The sequence below is a fragment of the Gilliamella sp. B2838 genome, from assembly GCF_026536185.1.
Classification (GTDB): Bacteria; Pseudomonadota; Gammaproteobacteria; order Enterobacterales; family Orbaceae; genus Gilliamella.
The window spans coordinates 151,136-166,678 of record NZ_JAFNOO010000003.1 but is presented as its reverse complement, the minus strand read 5'-3'; the positions used below and the strand labels follow the sequence as shown (position 1 = coordinate 166,678).

Sequence of the window (15,543 nt, the reverse complement as noted above, 5' to 3'; positions counted from 1 at the left end):
AAAATGATCAAGAATGGCTTGCCATTAATATAATTGAGCATAATACCTGTGTTGAGTAATTTTGTATGAATAACGCATAAATGAAACCTTAGATTATCAAAAATTTTTGCATAATAAGCACTAGATAGTGACATATGAATACAAAAGGAATTAAAGTGACAATTCAAGAAAACTTACAAGATTTAAGTGATTTACAAACAGCTGTAGCATTATTGGAGTCACCATCTATCATTGCAAGAATGTCTAGTTTGATTGGTTCTCCAATAGAAGAAGCAGTAAAAAAACTGCCAACAGCGGTATCCAAAAAAGTCAATAATATTATTGGTTCAGCCCTTCATAAAGCTGCTGATGCAGCACTATGGAGCCTTGATAATGAGCCAAATAGATCCGCTTCAACTAAACTTCACAAGCTTTATGCTGCCACATCGGGTGCTTTAGGTGGCGCTTTTGGGTTTACATCACTATTTATTGAGCTACCAATATCGACGACGATTATAATGCGTGCAGTAGCCGATGTTGCACGTAGTGAAGGATTTGATTTAAATCTTTTTACCACTAAAACAGCCTGCGTTGAGGTATTTGCCTTAGGTGCAAATACCAAAACAGATGATAATAGTACTGACACTGGGTATTATCTATCACGTAGTTTTATGACTAAATCGATGAACCATCTATCAAAAGAATTAGCTGAAATTGCCACAAAACACGGTGCTGGTACCATCACGCATATTAGTCATAACCAAGCAGGAAAATGGTTCAGTAAACTAATAGAAACAGTTGCTTCACAATTTGGCATTGTAATAACCAACAAATTTGCTGCACAAGTGGTACCAATTATAGGGGCAATCACTGGAGCGACAATGAACACGCTGTTTACTAGTTTCTATCAAGATATGGCTCGAGGACATTTTATCATCAAAAGATTAGAGGCAAAATACGGCTATGAACATGTTAAAGAGATGTATAACAAAATAAAAAATGTCAAACATTAACATGTCCAGCACTAATATAACCAAGCAAAATAATATAGGGTAAAGAGATAAAATACTTAATTAGTGTTGGGATCTCTAAGCAATATAGCTTATTCTGCCATACTGGTTAAGTGAACGGTATGCGAGAAGTTGTAAACTGAAAACAAGCCTGAATGGTACAGGCTTAAATAATTGTTAATAGCTATTAACTCAAATCTTCATTACTCAATGCTCTCGGCACTTTTACCAAGCTCAACTGTTTATCAAAAAAGACATGAAACTGGGGTTCCCAATCCCCACGCATCTTCGAATTCAACATTTTTTACTTTGAAAATAAAGTATTAAACAATATTTTCATCAAACAAACGTAGTGCTAAAAGACCATGAGCCATTGTTGCTCCCGCTCTTACCGCAGAGGCAACAGAAATCAATTCAGCTAACTCTTCTTTCGTTGCACCTGCTCGTTTAGCACCTTCGGTATGAACATCAATACAATAAGCACACTGCGTTGTTAGTGCGACCGCTAACGCAATAAATTCTCTGGTTTTTATTGGAATATATCCATCTTTTCGTTTAATAGCATGATCAAAGTCAAGAAAGGCTTTTGTTTCTTGAGGTGCTAGATTTAATAACAATGGGATATATTGCAGATCATCTGGTGATTGATAATGACTCATTTTTTAACTTCCCCTGATAATGTTTTTAATTTGTTGATTGACCCAATAAACCAACAAGTAGGGCAACCACGCAATAATAATATGATGCAAAACAGTAAAATGATGTTAACCATTAAATGTAAGTTCATTAGAAATAATGATCAGCATCAGTATGATTGCACTTACACATTTTGCTGAATGCAAAGTGATTGAATTGCAACAATACATACTAATTTCCTTATAATTTATCGTTGTTATTTAAATTCCCTCGAATATTCAACTCCTTTTTTATTATTGTTCTTGCTCGGTGAAGCCTACTTTTTACAGCTTCAATACTAATACCTAGTTTTTCAGCTACTTCTGGTGCTGTATATTCTTCGATATCTCGCATGATTAAAACCTTGCGATAGATAACGGGTAACGAAATAATTAAATTTGTTAAATCAATACGAAGATCGATATCGTTATTTGGTGAAGCGATACTCTCTAGATTAAATTCATTAATTGTATTTGTAGGCATCCTCGCTCTGAACAGGCGATAACACTCTCTTTCTATTATTCGAAATAACCAACTGGCAAAAGTTGCGATTGTTTTTAATGTGCCAATCTTTCTATGTAATTGCCACAAAGCAATTTGTACGGCATCTTCAACGTCTTCAGTTGTTGAGCATGTTCGTCTAGCAAACCGTTTAATATCTGGTTGGCATACGATTAGTAACTGTGATAAGGCTTGTTTATCACCTGAACACGCTGCTTGAATAAGTTTTTCAGTATTTTGATTCATTGTCATTTGCCTGTTGTAATACCTTTGAGAATACAGCCCGCAATGGGCAAAATCCAATTAAAGCTGTAAAGGCTAATATGCCAGCAATAATAAATATCATAATCTGCCATATAATTGAATATACAAAATAATTTGCTACTAAACCAATAATGATAGACATAAGTAATCGAATAGTACGTTCCCATATTGGCAAATTTTGTTTTAAATTGAGCATCAGCGTTTCCTTTTATAAATAAATGTTTATTTTTTTATATAGAGGATAAAAATCAACAAAAGGATTCATTAAATTTGAATTAACACATTCAAATAAAAATTAGATAACATAAAGCTGTTTGTGCAACCATTTATCTAACCGAACCACTTATTCCTTCATCATTCTTCGGCACTGTTCTACATACTAAGCATGATTGTAAGAAGTGCTGCTCTGGTCTAACATATAAACTGTTTAACTTTTTCAGCGCGGACATTCTATAATTTATTATTCAAATCAAACTATTTTGAGAGTGCTTCTCTTTTTTATCGGGTAATATTAGTATTTACGATAGGATAACAACCAAAAGCCATCAGATTCTGTTTGGTTTGCCAGTAAAACAAAATGGGAGACTTTGAATTACTCGGTTCAATGTAAAAAAATACCCCTGATCGTCTTTTAATGTATAGGCTTCCAGTACTGGTGGTATAGATTTATGAATGATTAAATCGGTTAACAATGTCATTGTTGATACCTTGTTATTTTTATTTGAATGAAAAATAAGCTATATCGAGGCGGAAAAGACTAAAAAATAAGACATAGATTAATTTTTTTTATGGATTATCTGTTTTTGGTGGTGTAGGGATGGTGATGGCTGGATGGGCGTTATGTAGTACAGGTGTAGGGTGTCTTATCGGTGCTCCCCTTATGTTACATGGTGTTAATAGTGCTTATGAAGGCGGAGTTGGCCTTGCTAGTGGCGTTGCTAATGTGTTTGATGGTGGAAATAGAGATTTAAATATTAGTGGACCGCTAAGAAAAGTCTACCAAACTAGTGCCACAGCATTAGGATTTGATGCTTCAGTCGGTGATTTAACTTATGATTTAATCGACTTTGGTATCTCAATTCGTGGTAAGCTAAAGCTTGTACCCAAACTAAATGAATTAGGTAATCCTAAGTTCAAACTATTCTTCTATGGCCGACAAGATTTAGAAAAAGCATATTTACAAATGAGTAAAAAATTACTCAGTTTCGAAATATTTAGTGATACACTCACCTTAATTAATGTTTATGAAGATTTAAAAAAAGCGTTTGTGCTCGATAATGAGACACAGCAGGTTAGAATGGTGGTTAGCGAATCAGAAAAAATAAGTAACGTCAAAGATATTATAGATGACTGTTCTTTGGTTGTGACAATAACCGGAGATAATGATGATACTACACCAGGCTACTATCTTTGTGAAAGAGTCGATGGTTCTAAATATAAAAAGGATTATTCTGGAAATATTACAGAAGGAGGTTTAACGCATTGATGAGTACATATATTTATATTAGTTATTATAGTTTAGTTGTGGTTGGTATTTTGATTAGAGTCTATTTTTCAAATTTCATTGCAATGGATTTTTATTCTAATAAAAAACTCAACTGGAAAAGACGGGCAGCTATCTTTTATTACTACGTTGTTTTATTTTATAGTGCTTATATTTTGGTATTAGCAAAAAATGGCGACTTAACTAATCGTATTTACGTCCTACCTATTGTACCTATTGTTGTTGTGTATATATATTTTTTGGATTTTATTGAAGCTCCTCGTCGTTTTAAAAAAAGAAAAAAATAAAACAACGCTAACATACTTCTCTTATTTAACCATTAACAGCTCATCCCAACGCGTGGTATAACGCGGGCTTAGTATCGTGAGTTTAAGATAGGTCAACCACGAAAAATATTGGTGACTGATTTAACCTATGTGAGGGTTAAACAACATTGGCACTACCAGTGTGTCATCGTTGATATCAGTAATCGAGAGATAATTGGGCGAAGTGCTGGTAGGCATAAAACATCGACATTGGTCATGCAAGCCAAACAACCAACTGCGACACTTCTCCGCAATCGACAACACACCCCGAGCCTCAATACCCCGTAATACTCTAAGCACATCCTCCTTACCAATCCTATCCATCGGTAATGCCCCAACACAGGTAACATATCCTTACGCAAATACCGCTCAATTTGTACCGCTGTACTTTGACGTTTATCCCGCTTATCCAACCACTTAAATAGCAGCCACCGCACACTAAACTCAGCAAAAGACTCCACCGAAGACGAAACCTCGTCTATTATCTCTTGCTCAGAAACTTCTAATAAATAACGTTCATCAATATCCAACGCATTAGAACTAAGAGAACTCCCTGAAATAGATAGAGAACCCGGTGAAATCCCTTGCTTCACCAACAAATGATTAGACTCACAGCGCACTCTAGCTTCCGCAAGCCCAACCTCAGAATATACCTCCAACGAAATACGCTGCCGTTTACCATTTAAGGTAAACCGAAAATGCCATGATTTACCACCTGAAGACGATACATATAGCGCCACACTTCAATATCTTTTAAGGTATAAGCTTTCGATTTAGGTTTACAATTTTTCACTAAGGCATCAGACAAAGCCATAGACAATCTCCTCAAAAAAACAAAACAGAAAAAAAGAGATTCCAATTATTAAGAGATAGAACTAAAAAACAGTCAAAAATGCAATGTACCGTTAGATGTACCACTTGACAGTGGATTATAGTACACCTCAGTACTCTTTAATGGGGTACAAAATAAGGCTTAATGGCTGGTTTTAAAAGAGAAAAACCGCCAAGTGTTTGATTATAAAATACTATAAATCGTGAACTGGAGCGGGAAACGAGGTTCGAACTCGCGACCTCAACCTTGGCAAGGTTGCGCTCTACCAACTGAGCTATTCCCGCATGAGAAGTGTTTTAAATGGTGCCCGGGGCGAGACTTGAACTCGCACGGCCAAAAAGGCCGAGGGATTTTAAATCCCTTGTGTCTACCGATTTCACCACCCGGGCTCAAAACTAATTACTTAAATGTAAGTGCGTTTTGAATGCTGTGCATTTTACCCATCTTAATTTTCACGTCAACAAAAAAATCAAAATAATTGATCAACTGCTCAATGTTTGTCACATTTTTAAAGAATATTTAATCTTCTACATCAAAATTGAACAATTTTACTCATTAAACATTATTTAATTCAACCTGACAAAATAAAATGGATAAAGAATAATGACAATTTAAACACTAAACGATGAGCCACAGCCACACGTAGTTGTTGCGTTCGGGTTATCAACAACAAAGCGTGAACCTTGTAAGCCTTCAACATAATCAATAGTGCCACCAACAAGATATTGCAGGCTCATGGGATCAATCACCAATGCAACACCATTTTTTTCGATGGCTAGATCATCTTCATTGACTTTTTCATCAAAGGTAAAACCGTATTGAAAGCCACTACAACCCCCACCAGTTATATATACCCTTAATTTAAGATTCGGGTTTTCTTCTTCTGTTACTAATGATTTGACTTTATTTGCTGCGGCATCTGTAAAGTTAATCGGTAAAGCATCGCTCATTTTTTTCTCCTAATTTAATTGTTGTTATTATATACCTTTGCTACAACAAAATACAAAATGGAAACTGCTATTCGATAAATTTATTCTAATCATCTTGAATTTAAGTTCATTTTATGAATAAATACTGCAACAAATTTTTATCAAAAAAACATGATTATGATAAATAAATTCAAATCTGAAAAATGTTACAAACAAGCCTTATCGGTTATGCCAGGTGGCGTTAACTCACCGGTTCGAGCATTTAATGGCGTTGGGGGTACACCGCTATTTATTGAGCGAGCCAATGGCGCTTATATTTATGATGTCGATGACAAGGCCTACATCGATTATGTTGGTTCATGGGGGCCAATGATTTTGGGTCATAACGATCCTGATGTTGCGAATGCCGTTATCCATGCGGTACACAACGGATTAAGTTTTGGTGCACCAACCGAGATTGAAACTAAATTAGCGACGCTTGTCACCGAACTGATGCCTTCAATAGAAATGCTACGAATGGTGAATTCTGGAACTGAAGCCACAATGAGCGCTATTCGTCTTGCTCGAGGTTTTACCGGTCGAGATAAAATTATCAAATTTGAAGGCTGCTACCATGGACATGCCGATTATTTACTTGTAAAAGCAGGTTCTGGAGCGCTTACATTTGGTCATCCGACTTCCCCAGGTGTTCCAAATGATTTTGTTAAGCATACACTTGTATGTGATTATAATTGTCTTGAATCAGTAAAAAAACAATTTGAACAATACCCTAATGACATTGCCGCCATAATTGTTGAACCGGTTGCAGGAAATATGAACTGCATACCCGCCAACAAAGCATTTTTACAAGGCCTTCGAGATCTTTGTAATCAATACAATAGTTTATTAATTATTGATGAAGTCATGACTGGTTTTAGAATAGCACTTGGTGGTGCGCAAGAATATTATGGTGTAACGCCAGATCTAACTTGCTTAGGCAAAATTATTGGTGGAGGAATGCCGGTTGGTGCATTTGGTGGTCGTGCAGAAATAATGAATCAACTTGCACCGACAGGACCAATTTACCAAGCAGGAACACTGTCTGGTAATCCGGTAGCGATGGCAGCAGGATTTACTACCTTAACCAAGTTAACCGATGTCGGTATTTATGATGATCTTGATGAAAAAACAACGATGCTAGCAAATGGCTTATTATCGGCAGCAAAACAATACGATATTCCTTTAGTCGTCAATCATGTTGGCGCAATGTTTGGATTATTTTTTACAACTGCTGATGAAGTAACCACTTATCAAGATGTAATGAATTGTGATATTGAATTATTCAAAAAATTCTATCATTATATGCTCGAAGAAGGCATCTATTTCGCTCCTTCGGCCTTCGAAGCTGGATTTATGTCACTTAAGCATTCTAATACAGAAATCAATAAAACCATCGATGCAGCAACGCGTTTTTTTAGCAGCATTAGCAAACAAAAAAACAAAGAGTATTAATACTACTATCAATGAAAATATTAAACTATTAACATAGGTAACAAACATATGGTTAATCCACTAAAAGAAGGTGAAAAAGCACCTCAGTTTTCGCTACCAGATCAAGATGGAGAATTAATAAGTTCGAAAGATTTTAAAGGTCAACGTATTTTGATTTATTTTTATCCAAAGGCGATGACACCCGGTTGTACAGTACAAGCCTGTAATTTACGTGACGCTATAGATGAGTTTAAAAAATACAATGTGGTGATAATTGGAATTAGTACTGATAAGCCAGAAAAATTATCACGCTTTGCTGAAAAAGAATTATTAAACTTTACGTTGCTTTCTGATGAAAATCATGAAGTTTGCCAAGCTTTTGGTACGTGGGGTGAAAAAGAGTTTATGGGTAAAAAATACGATGGCATACACCGTATTAGTTTTTTAATTAGTAAAGATGGCAAGATTGAAAAAGTCTTTGAAGATTTCAAAACTAGCAACCATCACGAAGTGGTTTTAGATTATCTTAAAAACCACGCTCAATAATTTAAAAAGCAGATTAAATCATTAATCTGCTTTCTCTTGCTTTACTTCATTAGTATTTAATTCTTCGGTTTTTGGCCAGGCATTAATAATAGCTTTGACTAACGTCGCTAAAGGTATAGCAAAAAATATTCCCCAAAATCCCCATAATCCACCAAATACTATTACAGCCACAATAATGACTAAAGGATGAAGATTAAGTTTTTCAGAAAACAGACATGGCACAAGCAAATTACCATCTAATGCTTGGATTAAAACATAAAAGAAAATCAAATACCCAAATTCAGCACTAATGCCCCATTGGAAAAGGGCAATTAAAACAACTGGAATACTTGAAATAATAATACCAATATAAGGCACTAAAACAGAAAGACCAACAATTACTGCAAGCAATAAACCATAATCTAAACCAAAGTACCAAAAAGGAATATAAACACACACCGCTAAAATAATAATATGTAACACATTACCTACAATATAATTAGATATTTGCAAATCCATTTCAGCAGCAACTTGGTTTAAAATGCTACGATTTCTTGGTAAAATTTTAGAACAGTATCCCCATATTTTAGTTTTATCTTTTAATAGAAAAAACATCATAATAGGTACCAGTACTGCATTAATAACTACCGATACCAACCCGAATAACGACACTATTGAAAACTGCAATAACGAATTACCTGTTTGTACAAACTTATTGGTAATACCTTGAATAATTGAATCAAACAGCCCAACATCAATCAATTCAGGATAATGTTGTGGCAACGAAGTGAGAAAGTTATTAGTAAAATTCAACATATTTGGAATATTGGTAATAAGACTCACACCTTGTTGCCAAACTAACGGAACTAAGATCATAAATCCTGCTAAAACGATCAAAATAAAAACAAGTAAAACAATGATAACCGCTAATGTTCTTGGGACCTTTCTTTTATTCAGATAATTGACAGGTGTATTGAGTAAATAAGAAAGCACGATAGCAATTAAAATCGGTAACAATATTTTATTGAAAAAATAGATGATAAAAAAAAGAAAAATGATCACAGCCATTAATGAAACAACATGGGGATCACTAAATCGCCTTTTATACCACTCAATAAACAACTTTAACATGCAAATACTCCTAATTTTGCTTTCTAATTGTAACCAATCATCGTTTTTAGTTTAGTTACTTTTTAAATCCACCCAAAATCCCACGGGTAATTTGTTTGCCAATTTGATTCACAACTTGTCTGGTTGCACTTTTAACGACTTGCTGTGCTAATCCATCGTGTTGTCCGCCTTTTGGTCCTTTGCTACCAAAAATCAAAGAACTCAGCACATCCATTATGCCACCATGGTTTTGTTGGTTTGCTTCAGTTTGATCACCTTGTTGTTTAGATTCAAATTGGTTGGTAGTTGAATTATTAAAGCTAAAACCAGCCTGAATTTTTTCATAAGCAGACTCTCGATCGAATGTTTGCGAATATTTTTTATAGAATGGTGAGTCATAGATGATGGCGGCTTGTTTATCTTCTGGCATAGGGCCCATTTGTGAACAGGGTGCAATAACAAATGCACGTTCTACCATATTGGGGCGACCTTTCTCATCGAGAAACGAGATCAATGCTTCCCCAACCCCAAGTTCCATAATGGCTTTTTCTGTATCAAAACTTGGATTAGCTCGCATTGTTTGAGCTGCAACCTTAACAGCCTTTTGATCTTTAGGGGTAAAGGCACGTAACGCATGTTGCACTCGATTACCTAATTGACCAAGTACTGTATCGGGAATATCGGTAGGATTTTGCGTCGCAAAATAAACCCCAACGCCTTTAGAACGAATTAAGCGCACCACTTGCTCTATTTTTTCGAGTAATGCCGGTGAAGTATCATTAAATAGTAGATGCGCTTCATCAAAAAAGAAAATAAGTTTAGGCTTTTCAAGATCGCCAACTTCGGGCAGATGCTCAAAAAGTTCTGATAATAGCCATAATAAAAACACCGAGTAGAGTTTTGGCGAATTATATAATTTTTCTGCAGACAAAATATTTACAACGCCACGCCCTTGATCATTGATTTGCATTAGATCTGCAATCTCAAGCATAGGTTCACCTAAGAAAAATTCTGCTCCTTGTTGCTCAAGCGTCAATAAACTACGCTGAATAGCACCAATCGAGGATGCAGAGATATTACCGTATTGAGTTGTAAATTTTTTTGCGTTATCGCCAATAAACTGAATCAGTGAACGTAGATCTTTAAAATCAATTAAAAGTAAACCGTTATCATCAGCAATTTTAAAAATAAGCTGTAATACGCCCGCTTGGGTATCATTAAGGTTCAATAATCTTGCTAGCAGAATCGGTCCGATATCAGAAACAGTACTGCGAACAGGTATTCCCTTCTGAGCAAAAACATCCCATAATTCCATAGGACAGGAATCGGGGGTCCAGTTTGAAACGTGAATATTATCTAAGCGAGCTTGTAATTTAGGCGTCAAAACCCCTTTTTCACCAATACCAGTTAAATCACCCTTAACATCGGCTAAAAAAACCGGCACACCAATTTGTGAAAAGCTCTCGGCCATTTTTTGCAACGTGACGGTTTTACCTGTTCCAGTCGCACCTGTTATCAAACCATGTCGATTTGCCATTGAAGCAAGAATAGACAAATCTTTACTATCACTTTTTGCAATAACAATCGATTCACTCATGGATTAATCCTCATAAAAATTGCTATTAAAACAACTAAGAATATTGTAAGCTGAAACAGCAATAACTGCTATTATTATTATTTTATCGAGTAGAAATAAGGAGTTACTATGTTCCCAGAATATCGAGAATTAATCTCAAAATTAAAAAGTACTGATTTACACTTTCAAAAATTATTTGATGAGCATAATGAATTAGATCAAAAAATTAAAAACATTGAATCAGGCATTGCTGTCGATACAACTGAAATGTTAGAAACATTGAAAAAACAAAAATTAAAATTAAAAGATGAACTTTATGAAATACTAAAAAAAGCGTCTGACTAGCAAATTGAATCTATGTTTCGAATACATCGATTGTTGAACTTAAAAAATAAACCCCAGATTTTGGGGTTTATTATAATACTATCTACGATATGATTAGCTACTTTTCACCAATTGTTCTTGTGTTTTTTTCTGTTTACGGCTTTTAATTAGCATAATTGAATTTTTATGTGGTGTCTTCATGTATATTTCCTTCTTATTATTGTTATATAATCTAATTTTATAATATAGTGGTTTTATTTAAAAAATCAACCTTTGTATTTATAGTCCCAAACGACGAGTATTTAGGCTTTACATGGCTTAATTGAATTGATGATATAAGTGATGTAATACTTACATCACTTATATTGACATAATAAATTTAAAACCATTGGCCAAAACGTTTTATATAAATACGTTTCATTAATTGAGCCACACAACAGTAACTAAATAGCGTTGCAATTAGCCAAGGAAAATATGTCCACGGTAAAGGCTCAAGCCCAATTAGGCTCCCTAGCGGTGAAAAAGGTATATAAATACCAATAGCCATAATAAATAATGTCATCACTATCACAGGGAAAGCGGCTGTGCTTTGTACAAAAGGAATTTTTTGCGTTCTAAGCATATGAACAACAAGCGTTTGGGAAAGTAACCCCTCTATAAACCAACCGGAATGGAATAAAGCCTGAGCTTCAATGCTATTCGCACTAAACACAAACCACATAAGAGCATAAGTGGTAATATCAAAAATAGACGATGTTGGCCCAATCCAGATCATAAAGCGTCTAATATTTAACGCATCCCATTTTCGAGGTTTTTGTAAAAACTCTTCATCCATCTTATCCCAAGGTAATGATAATTGCGAAATATCATATAATAAGTTTTGAATTAATAAATGAATCGCGAGCATGGGTAAAAATGGTAGAAATGCACTAGCCACTAATACAGAAAAGATGTTACCAAAGTTAGAACTTGCGGTCATATTTAGGTATTTCATAATATTACCGAACGTTTCGCGTCCACAAATTACACCTTCTTCTAGTACAAGTAAGCTTTTCTCAAGCAAAATGATATCGGCTGACTCTTTAGCAATATCAGTAGCTGTGTCCACTGAAATACCAACATCGGCATCACGCAGTGCAGGTGCATCATTAATCCCATCCCCTAAAAACCCAACCGTATGACCATTATCCTGTAATAATCGAATAATACGTGATTTTTGTAGTGGCGTTAACTTAGCAAAGATTGTGCGTTGTTCTATTTGTACTTTGAGCTGATTATCATCCATTTTTTCAATTTCAGTTCCTAACAATGGAATCCCTGGCTCTAATCCCACTTCGCGACACACTTTAATAGTGATAATCTCGTTATCGCCTGTTAACACTTTAACGGCAACACCATGTTCATTTAATGCTGAAATAGCTTCATATGCGCTCTCTTTTGGTGGATCTAAAAACGTCAAAAAACCACGAATTGCTAATGCTTTTTCATCTTGCACATTGTATTGATTTTTTGTTTCGCCTACGGCAATATTTTTTACACCAACGGCTAATACTCTAAATCCATCTTTATTATAATTATGAGCAAGTTCAATCAGCGCTTGTTTACGGTTATCGTCTAATGGTAAATATTCACCATTTTCATAAACATAACTCGAAATAGACAGCATCTCTTCAACTGCCCCTTTACAAATCATTAAATGACTATCATCAGCATTTTGTACCACAACGGATAAACGGCGACGGACAAAATCAAACGGCAATTCATCAATTTTTTTATAAAGGCCAACACCCACTTTTTTAACACTAGTTTTTTCTTCAGCAAAACGAATGATTGCTTTATCCATCAAGTTTTTCATTCCACTTTGATAGTAGCTATTGAGCCATGCCAGTTGTAAAACAGAGGGATCAACCTGCCCATTAATGTCTAAGTGATGTTCTAAAATGATTTTATCTTGTGTTAATGTACCTGTTTTATCTGTACATAAAATGTCCATCGCTCCAAAGTTTTGGATGGCATTTAAACGTTTTACCACCACTTTTCGTTTTGCCATGCCAACCGCACCTTTAGCTAGATTTGCACTAACAATCATTGGTAACATTTCTGGCGTTAACCCGACAGCAACAGCTAATGCAAATAGTGTAGCTTCGCCCCAGTCCCCTTTAGAAAACCCATTTATTAAAAGGACAATTGGTACCATAATAAGCATAAAACGAATCAGTAACCAACTTACACTGTTCACACCTCGGTCAAATGAGGTTTCAGCGCGAGATCCAACAATAGATTTAGCCAATGAACCAAAGTGGGTATCTGCCCCAGTAGCCACAACAATTGCTTTTGCCGTTCCACTCACTACATTGGTTCCCATAAAGCAAACATTGTTCACATCAAGAATATTACCTTTAGATATATCTGCTTGATTAACCTGATCACTATTTTTTTGTGAAACGGCGCCTAATGTATCGTATTTTTCAACGGGAATGGATTCACCGGTTAACACTGCTTGACTCACAAATAAATCACGAGACTCAATTAACCGAATATCAGCCGGTATCATGTCACCAGCCGACAAATAAACAATATCCCCTGGCACGATTTCATTCAACGGAATTTCGTAATGTTCAGGATTCATATCTTTATGTGGACGCCTTAACACGGTAGCGGTTGTGCGAATCATCGATTTTAATGCTTCCGCTGCTTTATTCGATCTGAACTCTTGCCAAAATCGTAATAAACCACTAAGTGTCACCATCGTTAATATGATAATAATACTTGTTAAATCGGTTTCTTCACCTTTTTGTAAAGGTAACCAATAATCAGTAATAAAACTGACAATGGCTAAAATTAGTAATACAAAAATGAAAGGATTATTAAAAGCCATCAATAATTGCACAATAAAAGAAGGGACTTTTTCTCGTGCGACTTCATTTTTTCCATATTGTTCGATTCGTTCTTTCGCATTTTCTTGCGTTAAGCCAGAGAGGCTGGTTTGATATTTAGACAAAATAGTTTCAAGACTATTTTGCGCCTCTTTAATTGCTTTCACGCCGACTTGATTTTCGTTATTTATATTTGATGTATGTTTTGTCATCTTTTGTACCTTAACTCATCATTTTTTGACAAAAAGATCCCGTCATCTAGTTGGCAAATCAACTATAGACAATCAAAATTTGTGAACAACCATAAATTTATTGCATAGCAAAACTAACCTTGTAGGTTGGTATGTCGCAAAAATTTATTAGTAATAAGAAAATTAAATGTGTATTAGATACAACTCGGTGGTTCTAAATGTTTTTCAGACAGATATAAAACACATAGCATATGTGTATGTGCGCAATGATGTTTTGAATTTATGTGATAGCGTGTAGAAAAATGCATATCGTTCACCGTTACCGTTTATCAATTTTCGGCTTGTGAACTGAAAAAATGAATATTTAGACAGGTCATTAACCGATGGTGATTTGTTTTAATTTGTCTCCCCAGCTGTTGGGGTGACCCGAATGAGCGTCCATATTTCTCCTGTAAACTGAACTAAACCCTTTGCGTTTCAACTTTCCCTAACCCTCATTTTTAACCACCTAATAGTTAAAAAAGTAAGAAAAGCCCAAAGGCGGGCAAGTTATACGCTTTTAAAAAAAAGAAGTCAACCTATTATGGCAAATAATGGCTTTGAACGCTTAAAAACAGCACTTATTGCCTTAACTGCAACAATTTTAGTGTAGAATTGATACACGTTTTATCCATAATCCGTTACAATATGATAACTGTTTAAACTAGGATAAATAGAATGGAATTAAGTACATTATTTAATGATAATTGGCTCAACTTAATCGTTATTTTTGCACTATCAATAATTGCGTTTGTTTTCAAAAAAAAACCTAAAAGTAACTATTTTGAAAATATTATTAAGTACACTGATATTTTAGAAAAAACACCACAGCCACAATATCAAAAAGACTATTTAAACAATATTAAAAAGAAATTACTCTGGGAAAAAGTATGTTTTTATCGTTCAGGCAATCGTAACAAGGAGAGAATTGCTATATCCTTAATCAATAGTGATATTTATAACATTATTGATTTAACACAGTTAAATTCATTAACCCAATACTTTGCTATTGAAAAAAATAAAATTTACCCTTTAAAACTTTTTCTCGTTAAAGAATTTGTTGTGAGCTGTATAGCTGCTGTTATTGCTATTATTTTTGTACTATCTAATCTCAACACTATTTTTAAATCACCTGAAATTATTAGTGTAATCATTGCTATATTAACCATTTTTATCATCACAATTATTATTAGCCAATTTATTGTGCCTGTAATAAAAAGACTCAATATGCTTAGATTGATTCTTAAGGATAACGATTTCCTTAATCGAGCCAATCACCAACTTGCCGTTATTATTGAAGATGATCAAAAAATCAATATATCCATTGCCGAGCAAGTTTTTGTTCAAAATGAGCAAGAGAGCGATAACAATAATTAAAAATAAGTAATATGTCACACTGACAAATAACCGGATTTAAGTATCAGTTTTAAATC

The 15,543-nt window shown here is 34.7% G+C and carries 16 protein-coding genes, 2 tRNA genes and 2 pseudogenes; 8 read left to right on the top strand and 12 right to left on the bottom strand.

What is annotated here, in order from left to right:
- Positions 1-134 precede the first annotated feature (134 nt).
- Positions 135-992 (top strand): EcsC family protein, encoded by an 858-nt coding sequence (locus tag J3U63_RS04490; protein ID WP_267344332.1) that lies wholly within the window; start codon positions 135-137, stop codon positions 990-992.
- 320 nt (positions 993-1,312) lie between these two features.
- Here the strand turns inward: J3U63_RS04490 and J3U63_RS04485 are convergent, their stop codons facing one another.
- The 3 genes from J3U63_RS04485 to J3U63_RS04475 form a co-directional block, all read right to left on the bottom strand.
- Entirely contained in the window at positions 1,313-1,648 is a 336-nt protein-coding gene (locus tag J3U63_RS04485; protein WP_267344334.1) for a carboxymuconolactone decarboxylase family protein, read from the bottom strand.
- Positions 1,649-1,865: 217 nt separating this feature from the next.
- Positions 1,866-2,411, bottom strand: coding sequence for an RNA polymerase sigma factor (locus tag J3U63_RS04480; protein ID WP_267370642.1), 546 nt, complete (start codon positions 2,409-2,411; stop codon positions 1,866-1,868).
- Positions 2,395-2,625, bottom strand: coding sequence for a DUF2892 domain-containing protein (locus J3U63_RS04475; protein WP_267344336.1), 231 nt, complete (start codon positions 2,623-2,625; stop codon positions 2,395-2,397). The genes J3U63_RS04480 and J3U63_RS04475 overlap by 17 nt, the downstream gene beginning before the upstream one ends.
- A 579-nt stretch (positions 2,626-3,204) precedes the next feature.
- Here J3U63_RS04475 and J3U63_RS04470 point away from each other — a divergent pair.
- Both J3U63_RS04470 and J3U63_RS04465 read left to right on the top strand, forming a co-directional pair.
- Complete coding sequence (locus J3U63_RS04470; RefSeq protein WP_267370805.1) at positions 3,205-3,915, top strand: DUF4225 domain-containing protein; 711 nt, start codon at positions 3,205-3,207, stop codon at positions 3,913-3,915.
- A complete protein-coding gene (locus J3U63_RS04465) occupies positions 3,915-4,220 on the top strand; it encodes a hypothetical protein (RefSeq protein WP_267344338.1) in 306 nt (101 codons plus the stop codon). The genes J3U63_RS04470 and J3U63_RS04465 overlap by 1 nt, the downstream gene beginning before the upstream one ends.
- A 21-nt stretch (positions 4,221-4,241) precedes the next feature.
- Here J3U63_RS04465 and J3U63_RS13330 read toward each other — a convergent pair whose 3' ends face one another.
- The gene (locus J3U63_RS13330) at positions 4,242-4,316 is read right to left on the bottom strand and encodes a DUF4113 domain-containing protein (protein WP_416379657.1); all 75 of its coding nucleotides are present in this window, start codon (positions 4,314-4,316) and stop codon (positions 4,242-4,244) included.
- Here J3U63_RS13330 and J3U63_RS04460 point away from each other — a divergent pair.
- Positions 4,296-4,469, top strand: a pseudogene (locus J3U63_RS04460) (IS3 family transposase); the annotation flags it as partial. The gene J3U63_RS13330 and the pseudogene J3U63_RS04460 sit on opposite strands and share 21 nt — an antisense overlap.
- A 398-nt stretch (positions 4,470-4,867) precedes the next feature.
- Here J3U63_RS04460 and J3U63_RS13325 read toward each other — a convergent pair.
- The 5 genes and pseudogenes from J3U63_RS13325 to erpA form a co-directional block, all read right to left on the bottom strand.
- Positions 4,868-4,915: pseudogene (locus tag J3U63_RS13325) on the bottom strand (hypothetical protein); the annotation flags it as partial.
- Positions 4,916-4,920: 5 nt separating this feature from the next.
- The gene (locus tag J3U63_RS04455; RefSeq protein WP_267344339.1) at positions 4,921-5,052 is read right to left on the bottom strand and encodes a hypothetical protein; all 132 of its coding nucleotides are present in this window, start codon (positions 5,050-5,052) and stop codon (positions 4,921-4,923) included.
- A 226-nt stretch (positions 5,053-5,278) separates the two neighbouring features.
- A tRNA-Gly gene (locus tag J3U63_RS04450) sits at positions 5,279-5,354 on the bottom strand.
- Positions 5,355-5,371: 17 nt separating this feature from the next.
- Positions 5,372-5,459, bottom strand: a tRNA-Leu gene (locus J3U63_RS04445).
- Between the two features lie 222 nt (positions 5,460-5,681).
- Positions 5,682-6,020 carry an iron-sulfur cluster insertion protein ErpA gene (gene erpA / locus J3U63_RS04440; RefSeq protein WP_267332595.1) on the bottom strand — a complete coding sequence of 113 codons (339 nt, stop codon included), beginning with the start codon at positions 6,018-6,020 and terminating at the stop codon, positions 5,682-5,684.
- A gap of 156 nt (positions 6,021-6,176) precedes the next feature.
- On the opposite strand from erpA, the gene hemL reads away from it, so the two are divergent.
- Positions 6,177-7,490, top strand: coding sequence for a glutamate-1-semialdehyde 2,1-aminomutase (gene hemL, locus J3U63_RS04435; protein WP_267344341.1), 1,314 nt, complete (start codon positions 6,177-6,179; stop codon positions 7,488-7,490).
- Positions 7,491-7,538: 48 nt separating this feature from the next.
- Complete coding sequence (bcp, locus tag J3U63_RS04430; protein WP_267332593.1) at positions 7,539-8,015, top strand: thioredoxin-dependent thiol peroxidase; 477 nt, start codon at positions 7,539-7,541, stop codon at positions 8,013-8,015.
- A 21-nt stretch (positions 8,016-8,036) separates the two neighbouring features.
- Here the strand turns inward: bcp and J3U63_RS04425 are convergent, their stop codons facing one another.
- Positions 8,037-9,125, bottom strand: a complete 1,089-nt coding sequence (locus J3U63_RS04425) for an AI-2E family transporter (RefSeq protein WP_065633015.1) — start codon at positions 9,123-9,125, stop codon at positions 8,037-8,039.
- Positions 9,126-9,180: 55 nt separating this feature from the next.
- Positions 9,181-10,701 (bottom strand): helicase HerA-like C-terminal domain-containing protein, encoded by a 1,521-nt coding sequence (locus tag J3U63_RS04420; RefSeq protein WP_267370641.1) that lies wholly within the window; start codon positions 10,699-10,701, stop codon positions 9,181-9,183.
- Between the two features lie 108 nt (positions 10,702-10,809).
- On the opposite strand from J3U63_RS04420, the gene J3U63_RS04415 reads away from it, so the two are divergent.
- Positions 10,810-11,025, top strand: coding sequence for a YdcH family protein (locus tag J3U63_RS04415; RefSeq protein ID WP_267332591.1), 216 nt, complete (start codon positions 10,810-10,812; stop codon positions 11,023-11,025).
- Positions 11,026-11,383: 358 nt separating this feature from the next.
- On the opposite strand, the gene mgtA is transcribed toward J3U63_RS04415, so the two are convergent.
- Positions 11,384-14,092, bottom strand: a complete 2,709-nt coding sequence (gene mgtA, locus J3U63_RS04410; protein ID WP_267348185.1) for a magnesium-translocating P-type ATPase — start codon at positions 14,090-14,092, stop codon at positions 11,384-11,386.
- Between the two features lie 696 nt (positions 14,093-14,788).
- On the opposite strand from mgtA, the gene J3U63_RS04405 reads away from it, so the two are divergent.
- A complete protein-coding gene (locus J3U63_RS04405; RefSeq protein WP_267366944.1) occupies positions 14,789-15,487 on the top strand; it encodes a hypothetical protein in 699 nt (232 codons plus the stop codon).
- Positions 15,488-15,543 lie beyond the last annotated feature (56 nt).

Excerpts from the sequence above, each read along its gene's own strand:
- J3U63_RS04490 (WP_267344332.1), top strand. The coding sequence starts at position 135 with ATGAATACAAAAGGAATTAAAGTGACAATTCAAGAAAACTTACAAGAT.
- J3U63_RS04485 (WP_267344334.1), bottom strand. The coding sequence starts at position 1,648 with ATGAGTCATTATCAATCACCAGATGATCTGCAATATATCCCATTGTTA.
- J3U63_RS04480 (WP_267370642.1), bottom strand. The coding sequence starts at position 2,411 with ATGAATCAAAATACTGAAAAACTTATTCAAGCAGCGTGTTCAGGTGAT.
- J3U63_RS04475 (WP_267344336.1), bottom strand. The coding sequence starts at position 2,625 with ATGCTCAATTTAAAACAAAATTTGCCAATATGGGAACGTACTATTCGA.
- J3U63_RS04465 (WP_267344338.1), top strand. The coding sequence starts at position 3,915 with ATGAGTACATATATTTATATTAGTTATTATAGTTTAGTTGTGGTTGGT.
- J3U63_RS04455 (WP_267344339.1), bottom strand. The coding sequence starts at position 5,052 with ATGGCTTTGTCTGATGCCTTAGTGAAAAATTGTAAACCTAAATCGAAA.
- erpA (WP_267332595.1), bottom strand. The coding sequence starts at position 6,020 with ATGAGCGATGCTTTACCGATTAACTTTACAGATGCCGCAGCAAATAAA.
- hemL (WP_267344341.1), top strand. The coding sequence starts at position 6,177 with ATGATAAATAAATTCAAATCTGAAAAATGTTACAAACAAGCCTTATCG.
- bcp (WP_267332593.1), top strand. The coding sequence starts at position 7,539 with ATGGTTAATCCACTAAAAGAAGGTGAAAAAGCACCTCAGTTTTCGCTA.
- J3U63_RS04425 (WP_065633015.1), bottom strand. The coding sequence starts at position 9,125 with ATGTTAAAGTTGTTTATTGAGTGGTATAAAAGGCGATTTAGTGATCCC.
- J3U63_RS04420 (WP_267370641.1), bottom strand. The coding sequence starts at position 10,701 with ATGAGTGAATCGATTGTTATTGCAAAAAGTGATAGTAAAGATTTGTCT.
- J3U63_RS04415 (WP_267332591.1), top strand. The coding sequence starts at position 10,810 with ATGTTCCCAGAATATCGAGAATTAATCTCAAAATTAAAAAGTACTGAT.
- mgtA (WP_267348185.1), bottom strand. The coding sequence starts at position 14,092 with ATGACAAAACATACATCAAATATAAATAACGAAAATCAAGTCGGCGTG.
- J3U63_RS04405 (WP_267366944.1), top strand. The coding sequence starts at position 14,789 with ATGGAATTAAGTACATTATTTAATGATAATTGGCTCAACTTAATCGTT.